This window comes from Glaciihabitans arcticus (genome assembly GCF_004310685.1).
Classification (GTDB): Bacteria; Actinomycetota; Actinomycetes; order Actinomycetales; family Microbacteriaceae; genus Conyzicola; species Conyzicola arctica.
Genome location: NZ_SISG01000001.1, coordinates 1,463,560 through 1,481,889, shown reverse-complemented (window position 1 = coordinate 1,481,889; position 18,330 = coordinate 1,463,560). Strand labels below are relative to the sequence as shown.

General features: G+C 66.5%; 24 protein-coding genes. 8 read left to right on the top strand and 16 right to left on the bottom strand.

What is annotated here, in order from left to right; genetic code table 11:
- Positions 1–158: 158 nt before the first annotated feature.
- The 5 genes from EYE40_RS07155 to EYE40_RS07135 form a co-directional block, all read right to left on the bottom strand.
- Positions 159–1,844 (bottom strand): beta-xylosidase family glycoside hydrolase, encoded by a 1,686-nt coding sequence (locus EYE40_RS07155; protein ID WP_130981305.1) that lies wholly within the window; start codon positions 1,842–1,844, stop codon positions 159–161.
- A 173-nt stretch (positions 1,845–2,017) separates the two neighbouring features.
- Entirely contained in the window at positions 2,018–2,437 is a 420-nt protein-coding gene (locus EYE40_RS07150) for a DUF1761 domain-containing protein (protein ID WP_130981304.1), read from the bottom strand.
- Between the two features lie 101 nt (positions 2,438–2,538).
- On the bottom strand, positions 2,539–2,991 hold the full coding sequence (locus tag EYE40_RS07145) for a hypothetical protein (protein WP_130981303.1): 453 nt from the start codon (positions 2,989–2,991) through the stop codon (positions 2,539–2,541).
- Positions 2,992–3,014: 23 nt separating this feature from the next.
- Complete coding sequence (locus EYE40_RS07140; RefSeq protein WP_130981302.1) at positions 3,015–3,530, bottom strand: metallophosphoesterase family protein; 516 nt, start codon at positions 3,528–3,530, stop codon at positions 3,015–3,017.
- On the bottom strand, positions 3,523–4,320 hold the full coding sequence (locus tag EYE40_RS07135) for a hypothetical protein (RefSeq protein WP_130981301.1): 798 nt from the start codon (positions 4,318–4,320) through the stop codon (positions 3,523–3,525). The genes EYE40_RS07140 and EYE40_RS07135 overlap by 8 nt, the downstream gene beginning before the upstream one ends.
- Before the next feature lie 48 nt (positions 4,321–4,368).
- Here EYE40_RS07135 and EYE40_RS07130 point away from each other — a divergent pair, with 48 nt between their 5' ends.
- Complete coding sequence (locus EYE40_RS07130) at positions 4,369–4,692, top strand: hypothetical protein (protein WP_130981300.1); 324 nt, start codon at positions 4,369–4,371, stop codon at positions 4,690–4,692.
- Here the strand turns inward: EYE40_RS07130 and EYE40_RS07125 are convergent.
- Complete coding sequence (locus tag EYE40_RS07125; RefSeq protein ID WP_130981299.1) at positions 4,645–5,946, bottom strand: acyltransferase family protein; 1,302 nt, start codon at positions 5,944–5,946, stop codon at positions 4,645–4,647. The genes EYE40_RS07130 and EYE40_RS07125 overlap by 48 nt on opposite strands.
- A 13-nt stretch (positions 5,947–5,959) precedes the next feature.
- Positions 5,960–6,244, bottom strand: coding sequence for a hypothetical protein (locus tag EYE40_RS07120; RefSeq protein ID WP_130981298.1), 285 nt, complete (start codon positions 6,242–6,244; stop codon positions 5,960–5,962).
- Positions 6,245–6,608: 364 nt separating this feature from the next.
- Between EYE40_RS07120 and EYE40_RS07115 the strand changes: the two genes are divergently transcribed.
- The 4 genes from EYE40_RS07115 (at position 6,609) to EYE40_RS07100 (ending at position 9,472) form a co-directional block, all read left to right on the top strand.
- Entirely contained in the window at positions 6,609–7,043 is a 435-nt protein-coding gene (locus tag EYE40_RS07115) for a nitroreductase family deazaflavin-dependent oxidoreductase (protein WP_130981297.1), read from the top strand.
- A 39-nt stretch (positions 7,044–7,082) separates the two neighbouring features.
- Entirely contained in the window at positions 7,083–7,730 is a 648-nt protein-coding gene (locus EYE40_RS07110) for a TetR/AcrR family transcriptional regulator (RefSeq protein WP_130981296.1), read from the top strand.
- Between the two features lie 109 nt (positions 7,731–7,839).
- On the top strand, positions 7,840–9,195 hold the full coding sequence (locus EYE40_RS07105; RefSeq protein ID WP_130981295.1) for a glucose-6-phosphate dehydrogenase: 1,356 nt from the start codon (positions 7,840–7,842) through the stop codon (positions 9,193–9,195).
- 64 nt (positions 9,196–9,259) lie between these two features.
- Positions 9,260–9,472 carry a PspC domain-containing protein gene (locus EYE40_RS07100; RefSeq protein ID WP_130981294.1) on the top strand — a complete coding sequence of 71 codons (213 nt, stop codon included), beginning with the start codon at positions 9,260–9,262 and terminating at the stop codon, positions 9,470–9,472.
- 68 nt (positions 9,473–9,540) lie between these two features.
- On the opposite strand, the gene EYE40_RS15590 is transcribed toward EYE40_RS07100, so the two are convergent.
- From EYE40_RS15590 to EYE40_RS07070, 6 genes are all read right to left on the bottom strand, one after another.
- Positions 9,541–11,142: a hypothetical protein gene (locus tag EYE40_RS15590; RefSeq protein WP_130981293.1), complete on the bottom strand. Its 1,602-nt coding sequence runs from the start codon at positions 11,140–11,142 to the stop codon at positions 9,541–9,543.
- 89 nt (positions 11,143–11,231) lie between these two features.
- Complete coding sequence (locus EYE40_RS07090; RefSeq protein ID WP_130981292.1) at positions 11,232–12,065, bottom strand: hypothetical protein; 834 nt, start codon at positions 12,063–12,065, stop codon at positions 11,232–11,234.
- A gap of 114 nt (positions 12,066–12,179) precedes the next feature.
- Positions 12,180–12,935: an alpha/beta hydrolase gene (locus EYE40_RS07085; protein ID WP_240034745.1), complete on the bottom strand. Its 756-nt coding sequence runs from the start codon at positions 12,933–12,935 to the stop codon at positions 12,180–12,182.
- 40 nt (positions 12,936–12,975) lie between these two features.
- Positions 12,976–13,785: an alpha/beta fold hydrolase gene (locus tag EYE40_RS07080; protein WP_240034744.1), complete on the bottom strand. Its 810-nt coding sequence runs from the start codon at positions 13,783–13,785 to the stop codon at positions 12,976–12,978.
- Positions 13,782–14,258 carry an SRPBCC family protein gene (locus EYE40_RS07075; RefSeq protein WP_130981291.1) on the bottom strand — a complete coding sequence of 159 codons (477 nt, stop codon included), beginning with the start codon at positions 14,256–14,258 and terminating at the stop codon, positions 13,782–13,784. Before EYE40_RS07075 ends, EYE40_RS07080 begins: the two co-directional genes overlap by 4 nt.
- Positions 14,251–14,610, bottom strand: a complete 360-nt coding sequence (locus tag EYE40_RS07070; protein WP_130981290.1) for an ArsR/SmtB family transcription factor — start codon at positions 14,608–14,610, stop codon at positions 14,251–14,253. The genes EYE40_RS07075 and EYE40_RS07070 overlap by 8 nt, the downstream gene beginning before the upstream one ends.
- A 78-nt stretch (positions 14,611–14,688) precedes the next feature.
- Between EYE40_RS07070 and EYE40_RS07065 the strand changes: the two genes are divergently transcribed.
- Entirely contained in the window at positions 14,689–14,991 is a 303-nt protein-coding gene (locus EYE40_RS07065) for a hypothetical protein (RefSeq protein WP_130981289.1), read from the top strand.
- A gap of 36 nt (positions 14,992–15,027) precedes the next feature.
- A complete protein-coding gene (locus tag EYE40_RS07060) occupies positions 15,028–15,834 on the top strand; it encodes a YidC/Oxa1 family membrane protein insertase (protein WP_240034743.1) in 807 nt (268 codons plus the stop codon).
- On the opposite strand, the gene EYE40_RS07055 is transcribed toward EYE40_RS07060, so the two are convergent.
- Positions 15,831–16,313 carry a pyridoxamine 5'-phosphate oxidase family protein gene (locus tag EYE40_RS07055; RefSeq protein WP_130981288.1) on the bottom strand — a complete coding sequence of 161 codons (483 nt, stop codon included), beginning with the start codon at positions 16,311–16,313 and terminating at the stop codon, positions 15,831–15,833. The genes EYE40_RS07060 and EYE40_RS07055 overlap by 4 nt on opposite strands.
- A gap of 136 nt (positions 16,314–16,449) precedes the next feature.
- Here EYE40_RS07055 and EYE40_RS07050 point away from each other — a divergent pair, with 136 nt between their 5' ends.
- Positions 16,450–16,782, top strand: coding sequence for a YciI family protein (locus EYE40_RS07050; RefSeq protein ID WP_130981287.1), 333 nt, complete (start codon positions 16,450–16,452; stop codon positions 16,780–16,782).
- Positions 16,783–16,798: 16 nt separating this feature from the next.
- Here the strand turns inward: EYE40_RS07050 and EYE40_RS07045 are convergent, their stop codons facing one another.
- Together EYE40_RS07045 and EYE40_RS07040 are read right to left on the bottom strand one after the other, a co-directional pair.
- Positions 16,799–17,293, bottom strand: a complete 495-nt coding sequence (locus EYE40_RS07045; protein ID WP_130981286.1) for an FBP domain-containing protein — start codon at positions 17,291–17,293, stop codon at positions 16,799–16,801.
- Positions 17,294–17,311: 18 nt separating this feature from the next.
- The gene (locus EYE40_RS07040; RefSeq protein WP_130981285.1) at positions 17,312–18,271 is read right to left on the bottom strand and encodes a TIGR03557 family F420-dependent LLM class oxidoreductase; all 960 of its coding nucleotides are present in this window, start codon (positions 18,269–18,271) and stop codon (positions 17,312–17,314) included.
- Between the last annotated feature and the right edge of the window lie 59 nt (positions 18,272–18,330).

The following is an 18,330-nucleotide window of genomic DNA, read 5'->3' as shown; positions in this document are numbered from 1 at the left end:
GGGTAATGCGTATTACCTCCCTCGCAAGCTAGCCGCTAATACGCATTAGCGTCAAGCGCTCGCCGAAATCTCCTTCAGAGACTGCAAAAAGTGCTCCAACCCGAGCGGGTTGGAGCACTTTCCGACGGTCGGCCGCTGGCGCGGACTGCGGTCGAGCGCTAGCCGCAGGCCGCCAGCTGCTGCGCGTTCGGCGTGAAGCGGATGAAGTCGTACGCCGCCGTGCGTACCGGAACCGAGGCGTCACCCCGGTACGCGTACGCGCCGACCTTGTTCGCCCCTAGCTGCGAAGCCGTCACGGAACGTCCGAGGTTGTTGAACTCCAGACCGTCGGTGCTGTACGCCGCGGTCAGGTAGGTGCCGTTGTGCGTCATCCTGAGCCAGATCGTGCCGGTGAAGTCTGCTGGCGTCATCATGTAGTCCTCAGCGGTCCAGGTGTTGATGCGGTCGACGCCGGCCTTGCGCCAGATGAACTCGAGACGCTGGCCGTCGGCCGACTGGGCGATGCCCATGCGAAGCGAGTTTGCGTCGTCCTTGCGCAGGATCAGTCCCGCCTGCTGGTACTTGTTCGTCGGGTTGATGGTGAGTTTGGTCGTCACCTCCCACGGCGCACTCGGCGTGTTCTTCAGGATGAGCGGCGCCGTCGTCGAGTTGCCGACGTAGGTGGGTGTGCGCAGGTAGCCACCGCTCACCGTGTGCTGCGAGAGCTCCGGGCGCACGATGGTGTTCCAGTTCGCGGTGTCGAGGCTGGTGCCGCCGAAGCCGTCGGATCCGGGTGCCGGGCACGAGGAGTAGTCCGGATCTTCGGGGTGGGTGTTCAGCGGGTCACGCACGGCGGTGGGATCGAGGATGGCGTGCCCGATCGTGGTGTGCGAGCGCTCGCCGTACTCGTAGAACAGGTGGGTGCGGCCTCCCGAGGTGACGATCTGGGGGGATGCCGCGCGCCCGGCTTCGGGAGGCGCCGACTTCGGCACGAAGAGTTTTCGCGGGGCTCCCGTCGAGGTCAGGCTGTCGTTCACCGACCGCGCGAAGATCGTGCCGACGGTGGAGCCGTACACGATGTAGTTCACGCCATCCCACCTCATGAAGTCTGCGCCGGAGACGTTCGTGCCCTCCACGTCGCCGGGCTCGACCAGAATGTTCGGCTGCACTGTCCACGTGCGGCCGTTGGTGGAGACAGCGGCATTGATGCGGCGCACGTTGTCGGAGTAGTTCGTCATAAAGAACATGCCGTACTTGTAGCCGGACGCCGGATTCGGGTGCGCAAAGACACGCGCGTACGAGGTCTCGGTCGCGGTGCGTCCGGGCTGGGCCGCGTTGACGCTGTTGGTGGAGACGATCGGTCCGCCGTAGTCGAAGGTGACGCCGTCGATCGAGGTCGAGTAGCGGGTGACGGTGTTCTCGCCGTGGAAGTAGAGGAACAGCTTTCCCTCGTCGGCGTTCCAGAACGCGTCGGGAGAGGACACGTGGGAGACATTGAATCCCGTGTGGTTGTTGTCGATCACGGGACTGTTGACGTACTGCGTCCACGGTCCGTCGAGAGAGTTCGAGTACATCAGATTGATGCCGCCGGGGGCGTCGTGTGGCGCGTAGTACACGTACCACTCGGCGAGCGGATTGGCGAGATACTGGCCGGCGTGGAACACCGACGGGAAGATGAACTCCTTCGTCGGGTTGTGGGGGAGCGTGGTGTCGAGCGGGTCGACGATCGCGCCGGTCGATCGGAAGAGCGGCAGGGTTCCCGCCGCGTCGGCCTGCTGTATGCCCGGAGCGCTGAGCGCCCCAACCGCCAGGGCAAGGCCGGCCACTGTGGCGAGTGCTCTTCGCCAGAATCGTGCAGTTCGCAATGTGTGCTCCTTCGTCGCAGCAACCGCGCGAGGATCTCACGCGTCCCCCGGATGCGGGGTGCGAGTCACGTTAGTCAGTTATGCGTATTACCACCAGAAATCTCTCGACCGAACGACAAAGAGTGCTCCAACCCGGGTGGGATGGAGCACTTTTAGTCGGTTCGCGCCCAGCGCTACGCCGGCCACACCCCGATGATGAGCGCCATGATGACCAGCGTCACGAGCTCGTGCGCGCAGTTCAGCACGGTGAGGCCGACCGTGCGCTTGTCGAACGCGTCGTGCGTGATGAAGCGGGCTGCCGTGAACCCCGCCCAGAGAATGACGCTCGTCACCACCGAGTTCAGCAGGAAGCTGCCCCCGTAGAAGTCCCATGAGATGAAGGCCGCCCCGGCGAGCACCCATGCGGTGATGAAGCTCACCACCACGGTGATGGCGATCGGGCGGATGGCGTCTTTCGCGTCGTGCGAGGGGGTGATGCCGGCCTCGCGCATCCAGTAATTGCCGAAGACCTTCGGGGTGTACCAGATCGAGCCGACCACCATGCTCGAGATCGTGGCGAGAATCACTGCCCAATAGTTGATTTCCGGAACCATGATGAATGCCTTTCGTTGGTGCCCGTCACACTACTCCCGGCCAACCAGCGAAAAGTGCTCCAACCGTAAATGGTTGGAGCACTTTTCGCCGGTTCGCGGCGTTAGTTTCCGGTCACGTCTGCGATCGTCGTGGAGATGGCGATCACAAAGCCGACGCCCGCTACGCCGGGCAGCAGGCCCAGCACCAGAGCGACGATGCCGAGCACCTTGCCGCGATTCTTGCGGAAGAGCGACACGATCGCGATGATGACACCGATGCCCGCCAGAACGAGCGCCGCGACCGCCGCGCCGAGGAAGTACACGAGTCCGCTGACGATGCCGGCCGTAGGGCTGCTGCCGGAGTTGACCCCGTTGGCGATCGACACCACACCGATGAGGATGATCGTGACCGGGGCCAGGTAGCCGAGGATCACAACGATGAGCGCGGTCAGTCCGGTCTTGTTGAGCGGCCTTTTCTCGGCGATGACGATCTCGCCGGGTTCAGAGGCGGCGTAAGGAACCGGTTCGGCCCGATCCGGAACGGGTTCGGAGCTGTACGGTACGGGGTCGGTCATGGTGCTCTCCTCGTGGTCGGTGGTTACACCGTATCGCCGCCGCGTCGCACAGTCACGAGCGTGACGTTGCGCAGGGCGCCGTCATCCACCGTCGCGGTCATCATCGTGCAGCGCGGCTGGCGTCTGCGATCGGTCGGTGAGCCGGGGTTCAGCAGCCGCAGGCCGCCAGGCGTTGTGGTGTCCCACGGGATGTGACTGTGGCCGAAGACGAGCAGGTCGACGCCCGGGAATGATGAGTCGGCACGCGTCTCCCGGCCGGTCTCGGCCCCGGTCTCGTGAATGACGGCGATGCGGATGCCACCCACCTCCGCCCGCGCCACCTCGGGTAGTCGCGCGCGCAGGTCGGATCCATCGTTGTTGCCCCAGACCCCGATGAGGCGTTTCGCGCGGCCCTCGAGTTCGTCGAGCAGCGAGATGTCGACCCAGTCGCCGGCGTGGATCACAACATCCGCACGGTCGACCGCGGCCCAGACATCGGGGGAGAGCTCGCGCGCCCGCTTCGGCAGGTGAGTGTCGGCGAGCAGCAGCAGCTCAGTCATGCGCCTGCCACCGCCGGGTCGCACGCTCGAGGGCGGTCTCGCCGCTGCGACGTTCGCGCTCGGCCGAGCCGTGTTCGCGGCGCAGGTCGCGGATGCGCGTCTCGGTCTCCGACAGCTCCTGGTCGACTGAAGCGAGTTGGGCGGCGAGTTCCTCGCGCTCCTGCTGCAGGGCGTCGCGGCTGCGCTTCGCCTCGGCCAGGCTCCGGTCGATTTCCGCCACGGCGGCTTCCGCTTCCGTCACGTCGGACTGCGCCTCATCGACGGCACGCTTGAGGTCGGGGCCCTTCTTCGCCACTCGCTGTGTCAGCGCGGGCGGGTCGAGTGCGGTCGCACCCGAGAGGTCGACCGGGTCGAGCCCGTTGGCGGTGAGCGGCGTGACGAGGGTTCCGGCGAGGACGGCGGCCGCTGCATCCCGATCAGACATGGCGGCGATGAGGGTCTGCTCGACCTCGTCCAGGGCGGCAGCCGATGCCGTGCCGCCGAGACGCTTGGCGAGAGTCGTGGCGATTTTGCGGGCATCGCGCAGGCTGTCGCGCCGCTGCCTCGAGAGGGCGGTCGCGGCCTGCCGGTCGAACTGGGCATCGCGCAGCCGGTCGCCCAGGTCGACCAACCCCTCGACAGTGTCGCGCTCGTGCCGGGCGAGCATGTTGACGAGCCAGGCGCTCGCCGATGGCTTCGGCAGAGCCTTCACGCTCGGGTGCTCCTTCGCCGCGGCATTGCGCGCGGCGGTGAACTCGGCCGGCAGCAGCGCGTACAGCTCGCGCACGATGTCGTCGACGGGGGAGGCCATGTGACAGGTCTAGCGCATCACCCTGCACGAGTGCGGCAGGATGTAACCATGCCCGAACTCGTCATCGAACTGCACGTACCGCTCGAACCCGATCCCGACGTGACGGAGGGCGAGTACAAGTTCCCGTGGATCGACGACATCACCGAGGCCCTCGAAGAGCTCATCGAAGACGGAGACGCCGACAGCTATGACGACAGCGAAGAGGTCGGTGACCACTACGTCTGGTTCCTAACCGGCGAGGATGAAGCGGGTGTGCTGTCCGCCGCCGGCAACCTGGCCACCCGCTCCGGTGTGCCCTCGGGCGTGTTCGCGATCGTGACCGATTCAGACTCCACGGAGGTCGGCACCGGCCGGCGCGTGGATATCACGTAGCGGCTTCCACCGCCCGAGCACCATCACGGCAACCCCGAGCAGCACAGCTCCCACGATCGCGAGCTGCAGGTCGAGGAAGAACTGCAGCACGAGCAGCGCGGGCAGGAACGCGAGCACCGCCGCGACACCCACCACGACTGGTGGGGGAGTCGGCCCGACCTCGCGCGGGGCCTCCCAGCGACCGACGAGGAATGACAACCCGAACAGGGCGACCAGCACGATCACGAAGAGGATGGGCCGGGACATCCACCAGCCGGGCGAATCGGGCAGCGGCGCGGCGCCCGGGATGAGCAGCGCGACGCCGCTCAGCGCGATGATCAGCGGCAGGTGCCAGAGGTAGATCGTCATAAGGCGCGTGCCGACGAGGAACACCACGGCGCGCGCCCAGTGGGTGTCCATCAGCCGGGCGAGTGCCGGCCGCAGCGCTCGCAGGATGCAGGCCTGCGCGACGGCGAGCAGCACAAGCGGCAGCGTCGGCGGGTTGAGGTTCGAGAGCATGTCGTTCGAGTACCAGCCCTCGGGGAGGGTGACCGCGGCAAGCAGCAGGTACGCGAGAGCGGCGATGCCGAACAGCTGCCATCCGTTGCGGGCCGCGAACCAGCCGTCGGCGTACCAGAAGCCGAGCTGCTGCACGAGCAGCCAGACGAAGAACAGGTTCAGAAGGCCGAGCTCGGTGATGCCTGTGGTGAAACGTACGGTGTCCACGAGGATCACACCGGCGAGCAGCGCGACGAGAGTGAGTCGGGGCGAGCGCTCGTGGCATCCCGCCATGAACGGAACGAAGGCCTGGCAGAGCGTGTACGCGGCGAGGAACCAGAGCGGCAGCCCCGCGCTCTTCGCGACCAGATCAAGCAGCTCGGGGTCGATGCCGAGCAGTGTCGCGCCGCCGAGCGCCACCGCGTAGAACACGAATAGCGGCAGGGCGGGCTGGGCGAGACGCAGCACTCGGTTGCGCACGTAGTCACTCGCCGTGCCTCCGCGACGACGCGCACTGCGCCACGCGGTCATGCTCGCGAAGCCGCCGACCACGAAGAACAGCGGCATGATCTGGCCCACCCAGGTGGCCGCCGCGAACCACGGCTGGAACTCGAGCGGGCGCGAGACGACGAGCCCTTCCGGCCCCGCGCCGACGCCGACCATCAGCAAATGGATGACGACCACGAGCAGCACGCACACCACGCGCGCGAGGTCGAGCGTGAGGTCCCTCGCCGAGATGTCGATGCTGGAGGGACGGGGAGCGCCGGTGCTCGTCATGCAGACACCTTAGCTAGGCGATGCCACTCGCGACGTGTTTGCCGTCCACGAAAGCGTGGACCGGCTGCGGACGGAAGCCCGCGAACATCAGGGCGCGGTGCTTCTCGATCTTCACCTTGTGCTTCTCGGTCTCGCCGACTTCGAACTCCCAGGTCTTGACGAGGCTAAGCGACGCGAAGCGCACGGTCTTGATGATGGACTCACCGTCGACGTAGATGTTCAGGCCTCCCCAGACCTTGTCGAACTGAAAGAGAACATCGTGGAATTCTTTGTCGCCGACTTCGAAGGAGAGATCCATAACGCGATGATAGCTCGAATCCTGAGGTCGCTTAACGAGTGAAGCCGGCCCCTCGAGAGGGACCGGCTTCTAAGTCTCCGTGGAAGACCTCTTAGGCGCTGTTGCTCTTAGAAGACGACTTGGCCTTCTTGTCGGCACGCTTTTCCTTGAGCGACTTGCTCGCCGCGGTCTTGGCGGTGGACTTCTTCGGTGATTTGTCTGCCATTGAGACTCCCTTCTCTCCGAAGCCCGTGCGGCTTCACTACCCCCGAGGATACGCGCGTGCGGCGGTGCCGTAAACCGAATTACGTTTTGCGCAGGGGTCGGCGTCAGGCGAGCGTGCCGCGTAGGCTCGAAATCACACTTCACAACAAGGAGATACGGGATGCCGCTGGATGCCGAGTACGAACCGGGAACCTCTGCCTGGGCCCTCAAGCAGACGGAGACCTACCTTGCCTCGGGCGGAACCGAGGGAACCGACCTGAAGGGGATGCCGGTCATCCTGCTCAAGTCGATCGGAGCGAAGAGCGGCAAGCTGCGCATCAACCCGTTGATGCGCGTCGAGTACAACGGCGAGTACGCCGTTGTGGCATCTCTCGGCGGAGCGCCGAAGCACCCGACCTGGTACTTCAACCTCGTCGCCAACCCGCACGTCGAACTGCAGGACGGCCCCGTCTCGAAGGACTACACGGCCCGCGAGGTCACCGGTGATGAGAAGGCCGCCTGGTGGGAGCGCGCCGTCGCGGCGTACCCGCCCTACGCCGACTACCAGACCAAGACCGATCGCCAGATTCCGGTGTTCGTGCTGGAGCCCCGCTAGCCCGATTCTCAGAAGAGCTCTGAGTTGTAGTGTTCAGTCATGACTAACCCCGTGGCGCGCAAGCCGCAGCGTCCGCGCGAGGGTACGATCCGTCGCCGCGAGGACATCATCAAGGCGGGGCTGGCCACGTTCGGCAGCAAGGGCTTCAAGGGCGGATCGCTCGCTGACGTCGCCGAGCAGGTCGGCATCACACAGGCCGGGGTGCTGCACTACTTCGGCTCCAAGGACCAGTTGCTGCTCGACGTGCTCGTCTATCGCGACGCCGCGGACGTGGAGCACCTCGAGGGTCGGCACATCCCGGGCGGGCTCGACCTCTTCCGTCATCTCGCGAAGACGGCTGCCCTCAACGCCGAGCGCCCCGGAATCGTGCAGGCGTACGCGGTGCTCTCCGCCGAATCGGTGACCGACGGGCATCCCGCCAAGGACTGGTTTCGCGCGCGCTACACGCAGCTGCGCAGTGAGGTCGAGCAGGCGCTCACCGAGGTGTGTGCGGGGGATGACCCGCCTCACCGGGAGGCGATCGACGACGCCGCGGCCGTCGTTCTCGCCGTGATGGATGGACTGCAGATCCAGTGGCTGCTCGACCCGGAGGCCGTGAATCTGCCGCGCTCGACGGCGTTCGCGATCGAGGCGATCCTGGCGCACGCGGTCGATGGGCATGCTCGGGCTGTATTAGCCGCTGATTGAGTAGGCCGCCCGCGGCCGTATCGAAATCGGTTGTGCGCAACCTGGTTTCGATACGCGTGCTCCTTCGTCGCGCGCTACTCAACCAGCCTCTAGTAGTACCCTCGGCAGCATGACCGACCGCATCGAAACGCTTGTCATTCTCGGAGCGGGCGGGGACCTCACCGCGCGCCTGCTGCTTCCCGGGCTGGCCTCACTGCTCGCCTCGCCGCGCGGCACCGAGGTCGCTGTGCTCGGCGTCGGCATGGATCCGATGACCGACGCGGCCTGGACGGAACGCGTCGCCACGGCCTTCGCCGCGAGCCCGTCCACACTCGGCGCAAAGGTGGCCGCCGAGTCGCGCTACCTGCAGGCGGATGTCACGAACCCCGACGACCTGGCGAGGGTGTTCGCCGCGACCACCGGCCGCATCGCTCTTTACTTCGCCCTGCCGCCCGCCGTCGCCGTGCTCGCCTGCGCGGCCATGCGCAAGACGCCCGTGCCGAAGGGAATCGTTCTCGCGCTCGAGAAGCCGTTCGGCACCGACCTGGCCAGCGCGAGAACCCTCAACCGCACGCTGCAGCACCTGGTTCCGGAGGAGCAGGTGTTCCGCGTGGACCATTTCCTCGGCAAGTCGACGGTGCTCAACCTGCTCGGCCTGCGGTTCGCGAACCGTATCTTCGAGCCGCTGCTCTCAGCACCCAACGTCGAGAAGGTGGAGATCGTGTTCGACGAGCAGCTCGCCCTCGAAGGACGCGCCGGGTACTACGACAAGGCCGGTGCGCTGATCGACATGATCCAGAGCCACCTGCTTCTCGTACTGGCCCTCACCGCTATGGAGCCGCCCGCGAGCGTCGACGCCGAGGACCTGCGCGGGGCGATGGCGCAGGTGCTGCGGGCCACGCACCCGAAGGTGCGGAGCGGAACGTCATCCCGACGTGCCCGCTACACGGCCGGCACGATCGGCGACCGCTCGCTGCCCGCCTACTCCAGAGAGGCCGGCGTCGACGCGGCGCGCCAGACCGAGACGCTCGCCGAGGTGACCCTCTCGATCGACAACTGGCGCTGGGCGGGTGTGCCGTTCATCCTGCGTTCGGGAAAGGCGCTGGGGGAGGCGCGGCAGGAGATCAACGTGACCCTGCGCGAGGTGCCGCACCTGCCGATCGGCCTGCACGGCCCGACCGGACCCTCGCAGCTGCGCATCTCGATGAAGCCGGCCACGCTCGAACTCGACCTGACCATCAACGGCGAGGGTGACCCGTTCCAGCTCGACCGCACGATGCTGCGCTCGGAACTGATGGACGGCGAGCTCAACGCCTACGGCGAGGTTCTCGCGGGGTTGCTCGAGGGCGACCCCACGCTGTCGGTGCGCGGTGACATCGCCGAGGAGTGCTGGCGCATCGTGGCCCCCGTGCTCGCGTCGTGGCGAAAGGATGCCGTTCCGCTCGAGACCTACGCCGCCGGATCAGACGGCCCGCGCGGCTGGTGACCTCAGGGTTCTTTCGGGGGTTACCCCGATAGAGGATGCATCCGCTCTCGGTCAGGCTTGAGTCATGACTACAACCACTGAGTCCCGTCCCGTCCTCACCCGCCCCGCCTCCGGTCGCATGATCGGCGGTGTCTGTGCGGGCATCGCGCGTCGCTTCGGCTGGAACGTCGCCGTCGTGCGCGTGCTCACCGTTGCGAGCGTCTTCATCCCCGGCCCCCAGGTGATCATCTACATCGCCATGTGGGCCCTGATCCCCGCAGACTCCCGCCAGGCCTAGCCCGGGCATGACGATGTCGGGTGCCGCCCTGTGGGAGCGGGCGACACCCGACGTTCAGTCACTCGGTGCTAGCGCAGTCCGAGCTTGATGCGTCCGGCGACGAAGCGACCGATACCGGCGAGCAGGAGAAGTCCCAGCGCTCCGGCGGTCGGGTCGAAGCCACCCGCGGTGTTGGTGTCCGTGTCGATGTCAGCAGCGGCATCGATCACGAGGCACGGCTCGAGGATGCCACCGTCGGTGCCATCGTTGGTACCGTTTCCGTCTCCGGGGTTCACCGGAGTGTTGGTGTTACCGCCACCGGGGAACGTCGGGTCCGTGGGATCCGTCGGGTCGGTGGGGTTGGTGGGATCGGTCGGGTCCGTGGGATCGGTCGGGTCGACCGGGTCCGTCGGGTCCGTGGGATCGGTCGGGTCGACCGGGTCCGTGGGGTCCGTCGGGATGTCCGTGACACCCGACGTTCCGTCCTCGGTCTCCGAGTCACCGATCACCGAGATGGCGTTGCCGCCGATGGTGATCGGAAGGGTGATGACCGGAACAACCTGATTCCCCCCAAGGATGCCCTCTGCACCATCGGTTTCAGTTGTTCCGCTCGATCCACCGGAGCCCGGGGTCGTGACAGTCGCTCCCTCGGAGCTGCTGTCGCCGATCACGGAGATGGCGTTTCCACCGACTGTCACGGGAAGCGTGACATCCGGAATCACCTGGTTGCCACCGGCGATGCCGTCCTCACCATTCGTGGTGGCGCCGCTACCGGTGCCGCCAGTCGTGGCGGGGGTGCTCGTCGTCGAGCCGCTGGTGCGGGTGTCGCCGAGCACGGAGATGGCGTTGCCGCCGAGGGTCACCGGGATGGTGACGGCGGGGCTGACCTGGTTGCCGCCCGCGGTGCCGTCCTCGCCACTCGTGCTGCCACCGTTGCCGGTGCCGCCCGTCGTGGTGGGGGTGCTGGTCGCGGATCCGGTGCTGCGGCTGTCGCCGAGAACCGAGATGGCGTTGCCGCCGAGGTTGACCGGGATGGTGATGTTCGGCAGCACCTGCGTGCCACCCAGCACGCCGTCCTCGCCGGTGGTGGTGGCGCCGTTTCCGGTGCCGCTGGTGGGAGTTGCCGGGCTGGTCGTCGTCGAGCCGGTGCTGCGGCTGTCGCCGAGCACCGAGATCGCGTTACCGCCCAGAGCGACCGGACTGCTGATCACGGGGAGGACCTGCGTGCCACCCAGCACGCCATCCTCACCCGAGGTCGTTGCGCCCGAGCCGGCTGCTGCCGGGGCGGGAGTCGCGGTCGTCGTCGACCCGGAGCTGCGGCTGTCGCCGAGCACCGAGATCGCGTTGCCACCGAGGTTGACCGGCACCGAGACAACCGGGTTCACCTGGTTGCCCCCGGCTACCGAATCCTTGCCACTGGTCTGCGCCTTGGCCGGTGCCGCGGGAGCGGCGGGGGCGGGAGCAGCCGGCGCGGGCGCCGGGGTGGAGGATGATGAGCTGCTCGAATCGCCGAGGATGCTGATGGCGTTGCCGCCCAGCGTCAGCGGGACATTGAGCACCGGAAGGATCTGGTTACCGGACACGGCACCGTCCTCTCCCGTGGTGTCCGCGTGTGCGGCACCGACGCCGAGGAGCGAGAGGCCCCCGACGAAGAACGCTCCCCAGAGCGCTCTAGAGACTGATTTACGCATGGTGTGATCTCCATAATTTGATTGATGTGAAGTCCGCGACTACGCGGACATTGCCTTGGATGCCTGCCACAGAACGGCAGGAAGGCGCATCAGTCGGGGGAGGAGTCTGTGGAGAAGACAGGAGTCGACGGGATGTCGTCGCTCTCCGGGGTGGTCGAGAATCCGTGGGCCAGGGCGGCGACGATCGACGCGGGCACAACGGCTAGTGGGGCACTGGATGAACCGGCAGAACCATTGCCGAAACCGCCCAGGTTGAGCAGCACGTTTGGTGCGGTCAGGGGCTGCTCGAGAGGCGTCGGCTCACTGGCGCGAGCGGCGTCGGCGGGAGCGTCTGAGGGGGTTTCGGCGGTCGCGACGGCTGCTGCCGATGCCGAGAAAGCGGGGGAGATCGCCGCGGATTCCGGCGCGAGAACGCGAGGCAGAGCCCCGTCGGTGACCGGGTTGAGAACATCGGTGACCGGGTCGAGGATCTCGATCACCGGGTCGAGGATGGGGTCGAGAACCGGGTTCAGCACCTCGGTGACGATGGGCTGGACGACCGGTGAAACCGTGCTTTCCGTGTCGACGAGCACGTCTTCGACCGTATCGCCGACGTGGGTGGTGACGACCGGAACGACCGCGACCACTGACTTCACGATCGCCTTGACAGGCTTCTGCGGCGGCGGGCTGACCACTGTAGCAACGACATTGGTGGCGGCCGACGTGACGCCCGAGACGGTGCTCGTGGTGTTCGTCACGACATTCGTAATCAGGCCCGTAGCGCCGCCGAGAACCGCGGAAAGTCCGCCTTTATCGGGGGTTTCGACGGGTTCGGACGCCTGGGCGGAACCGGAGAAGAACCCGCTGAGAGCGAAGCCGAGGGCTATCGCTGCGGGCGCGATGAGGAGGAGTCGAACACCCTTGCGTTCTAACGCTACGGTCACCCTCGTCACCCCCTCGACGAATCAGTTACGGGAACGCTACGCCTCGTCAGTCAGCCCTGTCTACCCCCTAAGGGGTTTAATGTGAAAATTCGTTGCGAAAATACAGAAAAGATTTCAGTCGACGATGGCGCTCAGTGCGTTCGTGATCAGGCGGCGTGCCGCATCGCTGTCGATCTCGGCTTCGCCATCCCCGGGCTGCACGCCGTAGTCGCCGAAGGAAGCGTGGTTCGCTCCCTCGAGCTCGATGAACCTGGCGTCGCGGGGGAGGAGCCCCGCGGCATCCGAAATCTTATTCGCGCTGCTGAGGCCATCGTTGCTCGCAGCCAAACTGAGCACGTTCAGATCGGTGTTCGAAAGGTCGTTCGCGCAGTAGCTGCCGAACAGCACCAGGCCGACCAGATTCGAGTCAGCGCTGTCACCCTCGCCGGCGAGCTGGCACGCGCGCACTCCGCCGAGGGAGTGGCCGCCGACGAACCACCTATCGATGCCCGGAGCGTCTGCCGCATAGTCGTCGAAGCTGTGCAGATCGAAGAAAGCGAGGTTGAGTGCAGGCTTGGTGATGACCACGGTAATCCCGCGCTCGACGACGACACCCGACAATGTGAACATGTATGAATATGGATCGACCTTCGCGCCGGGAATGAAGACCAGTCCGGTGGTGATGCCGCCACTCTTCGGCGACAGCACGATTGATTGGTCGGTCGAGGTCACCACGACGTCGTCGTTGCGCCACACCTCGAGCGCGCGATCGCGGTCGCCCGGCATCACCATGTGCGCCCACACGAGGAACGCGACGGCGGCGAGCACGACAACGAGGAGCAGGGCGAGGGCGGCACGGGCGAAGCCGCGCGCGGCGCGAGATGAAGTCACGCTCCATCTTTGCACCGCGCGCGGGAGGCCGGGCAAACGCTCAGACGAAGAAGGCGCGCAGCTGAGGCGCGAGCGCCTTCGGTGAGACCTGGTGGGTCTGCCCGGCGAGCACCTCGTGCTTCGCGCCGGGGATGGCGCCAGCGATCCTCTCCTGCGCCGTGAGCATCTCCGTCTTGCTCTTGCTGCCGCCCATGATGAGGCTCGGGGTGCCGATCGTGCTGAACCGCTCGGTGGGAACCTCGAAGCTCGAACCCATGACGCGCGCGTCGTTCGGCACGGTGTGGGCGACGGCCTGCAGCTGCTTCCACACCTTCGGCATCATCCGCATCATCAAGGGAACGAACCGGGGAGCGCCCACCATGTCGACCATGAAGTAGCCGACCGCGCCGCCGCGATCTCCGCGGGCGAGCAGTCCGTCGAGCTGCGCGAGATAGTCGCGCGGATGGCCGTCCTTGTCGGGGCGAAGGCCGACGAACGGCGACTCGTATGCCGCGAGCTTCCGCATCGGCACACCGGAGGCCGCCGCTTCGAGAACGAGCGCGGCACCCGAGGACTGGCCCATCACGAACGGGACCTCGCCGGTCGCGTCGATGACCGCACGGAGATCCTCGATCTCGCGCTGCACGGAGTAGGGCGAGGTGTCACCACTCTCGCCGCGCCCCCTGCGGTCATAGAAGTAGACGGTGTAACCGTCCGCGAGCTCTGCCGCAACGGATCGAGCGGGACCGAACTCGCGGTAGCACATCGCGCCGTCGACGAGCACGAGTGCCGGGCCCGAGCCCGTGCGCTCGAACGCGATGCGCGTGCCGTCGGCAGACGTGACGAACTCCGTTGCGGTGATGGCGTTCACGAGGCGGCCCCGGCGAAGATCGCGTCGAGCTTGACGAAGGACTGCTCCCAGCCGGTCGCGGTCTGCTGCTTCTGCTCGTCGGTGAAGGGCCCCTGGTGCAGGGTGATGCGGGTCTTGTCGCCGTGGTCGTGAAAGGTCACGCGCAGGCGGAGCCGTTCGAGCGTGCCGAGTCCGTTGGTATCCGCGGAGTCGATGATCATCTCGAGGTACTCGGGTTCCCGAATCGTGACAAAACGGGTGTTCATCGGATACAGGTCGCCGGTGGCGTTGTCCCGCATCGCCAGGTTCCAGGAGCCTCCTTCTTCGAGCGAGATGGAGATCGTCTCGACCGGTGTCGTCGTTTCGGTGGGACCGAACCAGCTCGCGAGGTGCTCGGGCTGGGTCCAGAACTTCCACACCAGCTCACGCGGCGCGTTGAAGCTGCGGGTGATGTAGACGTCGCGATCGGTGACCTCGGGGGTGATGTCAGTCATGGCTCTCTCCTTCTTTCTCGGACGGATTCTGTTCCTGGTACTCGGCGAGGGCCTGCGCGAGGCGGTCGAAGTTCGTATTCCAGAAGCGCTTGTACTTCTCCATGTATTCGGTCGCCTCCCTGAGGGGCTCGGCTTCGAGGTGGCTGAAGCGTGCAGTCGCGACCCGGTTGCGCGAGATGAGTCCGGCGCCCTCGAGCACGCGCAGGTGTTTGGAGACGGCGGGCTGGCTCATCGCGAACGGTTCGGCGAGGTCGGCGACGTTCGCGTCGCCCTCGCTGAGGCGCTGCAGGATCGCGCGGCGGGTGGGGTCGGCGAGGGCGGCGAAAACGCCGGACAGCTGGTCGGTGGGCATCTATAACCTATCGGTTTTGGAACTTAATGGTTATGAGTGTACTCGGCGTGGAGGGGCTGTCAAGAGTAAGTTGGGAGCATGCGCACGCTGCACTCGAGACTGGTCATGCTGATGACCCTCTCGTTCGTCGCGCTCGTCATCGCGCAGGCCGGCACCGCTGAGCCCGCCACTCTTCTTGCAGCAGGTCTCGGCGCGGTGGTGCTCGCGGCCCTCGTCGCGGCACGCTACTCCTCGGCAATGGTGCGCAGCCGCGTCATCACCGTCGGCAGCCGGGCCCGCGCTCACCGCCAGTCGCTGTTCGAGACCCCCGAGCCGCAGCATCCGAACACCGTGGGTCGCGTTCGCGCGCGTGCTCCGGGACGGGACCACGCGGCCGCGTAAGACTCCCGAGTTTCCTCGAGGGCAGTCCGTGGCTAAATGGCCACCCTCTCCCTCGATCCAAGGACACTCATGGACTTCTACAGCTTTGCCCCCGTCGCCGCCGTTCTCGACCTGGCCTACGCCGGCGTGACCGCACTCATCGACTTCTTCACTCCACTTGCCGGATCCTTCGCGGCTGCTCTCGCCGTGGTCGCCCTCACCCTGATCGTGAGAACTGCGCTGATCCCTGTCGGGCGTTCGCAGGTGCGCGCCGAATTCACTCGGCGTCGCCTGGCTCCCCGCCTGCAGGCGATCTCCCGCAAGTACCGTGACAAGCCCGAACTCCTCCAGCAGAAGACCCTCGCCCTCTATAAGGAGGAGAACGCTTCGCCGTTCGCGGGCATCGGCCCGGCGCTGCTGCAGGCTCCGGTGGTGTCGATCGTCTACGGCCTGTTCATCGTGGCGAGCATCAACGGGCATCCGAACGACCTGCTCGGCCACGAGCTCTTCGGTGTGTCGCTCGGCACGTCGCTGCTCGCGCAACTGGCGGCACCCGACATCCTGCCGGGTGCGCTCGTCTTCGCCGTGCTGCTCACGGTCATCGCCGTGGTTGCGGCGGTGTCACGCATCGTGGCCTTGCGCTTCACCGCGAATCAGCCGGTGGATGCCACAGCTCCCGGCGCCGAGAGGATGAAGCTCCTCGGCGCCTGGCTCAGCTGGCTCCCGTTCCTCACGGTGCTGTTCGCCGGAGTGGTGCCGCTCGCCGCGACCCTGTACCTCACCGTGACGACCACCTGGACCCTGGTGGAACGCAGCATCCTCCGACGCGTGCTCGCGCCGAAGGATGCCGGGGTCCAGGTCTAGAGGTCGACGGCGCGATTCGTTCCCACGTCGGGCTGCTCCTTCGTGACGATGCCCTTCGCGATCTCGAAGAACCGCACCACGGCCGGCTTGTCGATCGCCCAGAACTGGGCGCTCGTGGCATCCACTCGCAGAAGAGCCAGGGTCGGGTCGTCCTTGCCGTCGGGGAACCACGCCCCGACGGCGGGCGACCACAACTGGTCGATGCGGGTGTCATTGTGTTCGACGGCGGCGGTGCCGGCAATGGAGAGGTAGCTCTTACCGTCGGTGTACGACACGTTGACCTGCGGGTCGGTCGAGACGTCTGCGGTCTTGCCGCTCGGGTCCTGGGTGAAGAACCACACGGATCCCTCGAACTCGCCGTCGAGAACGCCGAGCGGTCGGCTGTGCAGCTCGCCGCCCTCGCTCACCGTGGTCAGCACGGCGATGTGCGATCCCGAGATGATGGTGCGGATGATGTCGATGTCTTCTGATTCGCTCATGCTTCGACGCTAGGCAGGCCGGACGCCGCGCAACAGGGGGTTCAGCAGACCGGGAGGTTTGTGCGGCGCGAGTGTCGAAAACGCGTGACGCCGAACGACGACCCTGTGTACGGTTCCACTACCGAAGGAGAAAGACATGAAATTCCTGTTGTTCATCGGCACCGCCCCCGACGCCGAACCCTATGACCCCGCCCTCGACAACATCGACGAGTGGGTGACCGACAATGACTCGCGCGGAAGGCGCATTCTCGGCGATCGGCTCGCCGACGAGTCGACCATAGTGCGCAAACGCGGTGGCGAGGTGCTCGTGACCGACGGCCCGTTCGCCGAGGCCAAGGAGTGGATCGTCGGCTTCGACGTGATCGAGGCGGCGGATCGCGAAGAGGCGATAGCGGTGGCTGCGGCGCACCCCATGGCACGCAATGGCCTCGTCGCCATCCGGGAATTCTGGGGCGATCGAGAAGACTGACCTCGAACAGCCGAGGCTACGCCGTCTTCAGGATGTCGGCCGTGAATGCCGACACGCGCTCGAGCAGCCCGGCCGCGCGCGACGCCACGAGCGTCGCCGGGTCGGGCTGCAGCGGCTGCGCGGGCGGGGTGATGCGGATGATGAGGGAGCAGGCCAGGTCGTCGCAGATGTAGGTGCCGATCGAGTTGCCATTGCGACCGGATGCCCCCGCTTTCGCCGCGGAGAACATCCGCACCTGGTCAGATGGCTGGGTGGTGCGGCAGAGCGCGCACATTGCCGTGATGCCGGGGGAAAGCTGAATCTCCGAGGCGCGCAGCATGATGCCGACCGGGAGATCCCCGCTCCAGTGGACCAGGTAGCCGCGCTGAGGCGCCTGCGGGTCGCGCCAGCCGAGGTATTCGCGGCTGTCCCACATCACCTCGTGAAGCCCGGGGAGGGGCATCCGGTCGATCTCACCGCGGGTCGCGTTGACGATGCTGTCGCGGATCTGGGACTCGGAGAGCGGCTTCACCTTTCGAGAATAATCGCTCTACAGCGCGCGGAGCTTCTCGAGCAACGGTGCGGCGGCTTCGTCGAGGAAACGCTGCTGCCCTTCGTCGCCGACCTGCACGAGGGCGACGTCGGTGAAGCCCGCGTCGATGAAAGCGCGGAAACTCTCTGCGATCTTGTCGAGATCCGGGCCGCAGACGATCGCCTCGGCGACGTCCTCGGGGCGGACGAACTGGCTCGCACCCTCGAAGCCCGCCGGGGTCGGCAGGTCGGCGTTCACGGCCCAGCCGCCGCCGAACCAGCGGAACTGGTCGTGGGCCTTGGCGATGGCCGCCTCCTCGCTCGGATCCCAGCAGATCGGGATTTGCCCGATCTTGCGCGACGTTCCGCCGTGCGCCTTGTCCCACCCGTCGACGAGTTCCTTCTCGGGTGCCGTCGCGATGAGGTGGTCGCCGAGCGGTGCGAAGCGCTCGATGCTGTGCTCACCGGAGACGGCGAGGCCGATCTCGACCTCCGCCGTGTCCCAGATGCGTGCGGAGTCGACGCGGAAGTACTCGCCCTCCCAGGTGACCAACTCTCCGGTGTGCAGTTCGCGGATGATGGTCACCGCCTCCTCGAGCATGTCCTGGCGAACGGCGACGCTCGGCCAGCCCTCGCCGATAACGTGCTCGTTGAGGTTCTCGCCCGATCCGAGGCCGAGGATGAAGCGGCCCTCCGAAAGCAGCTGGAGGGTGGCCGCGCTCTGGGCGATGACGGCCGGGTGGTAGCGCATCGTCGGGCAGGTCACGAAGGTCGCGAGCTCGACGCGTTCGGTCGCCTGGGCCACGGCACCGAGGAGTGTCCAGGCGTTCGGCGCGTGACCCTGCTCCACGATCCACGGCGAGTAGTGGTCGCTCGACACCTCGAAGTCGAATCCGATCCGCTCGGCGTCCACGGCGTAGCCGACGAGTTCTCGGGGGCCGCTCTGCTCGGTCATCAGGGTGTAGCCGAATCGGGTCATGGTGCTCTCCTGTCGTTCCTTCTACCGTGCCGCGCGGGCATGGCCGGATTCCAGAGCGG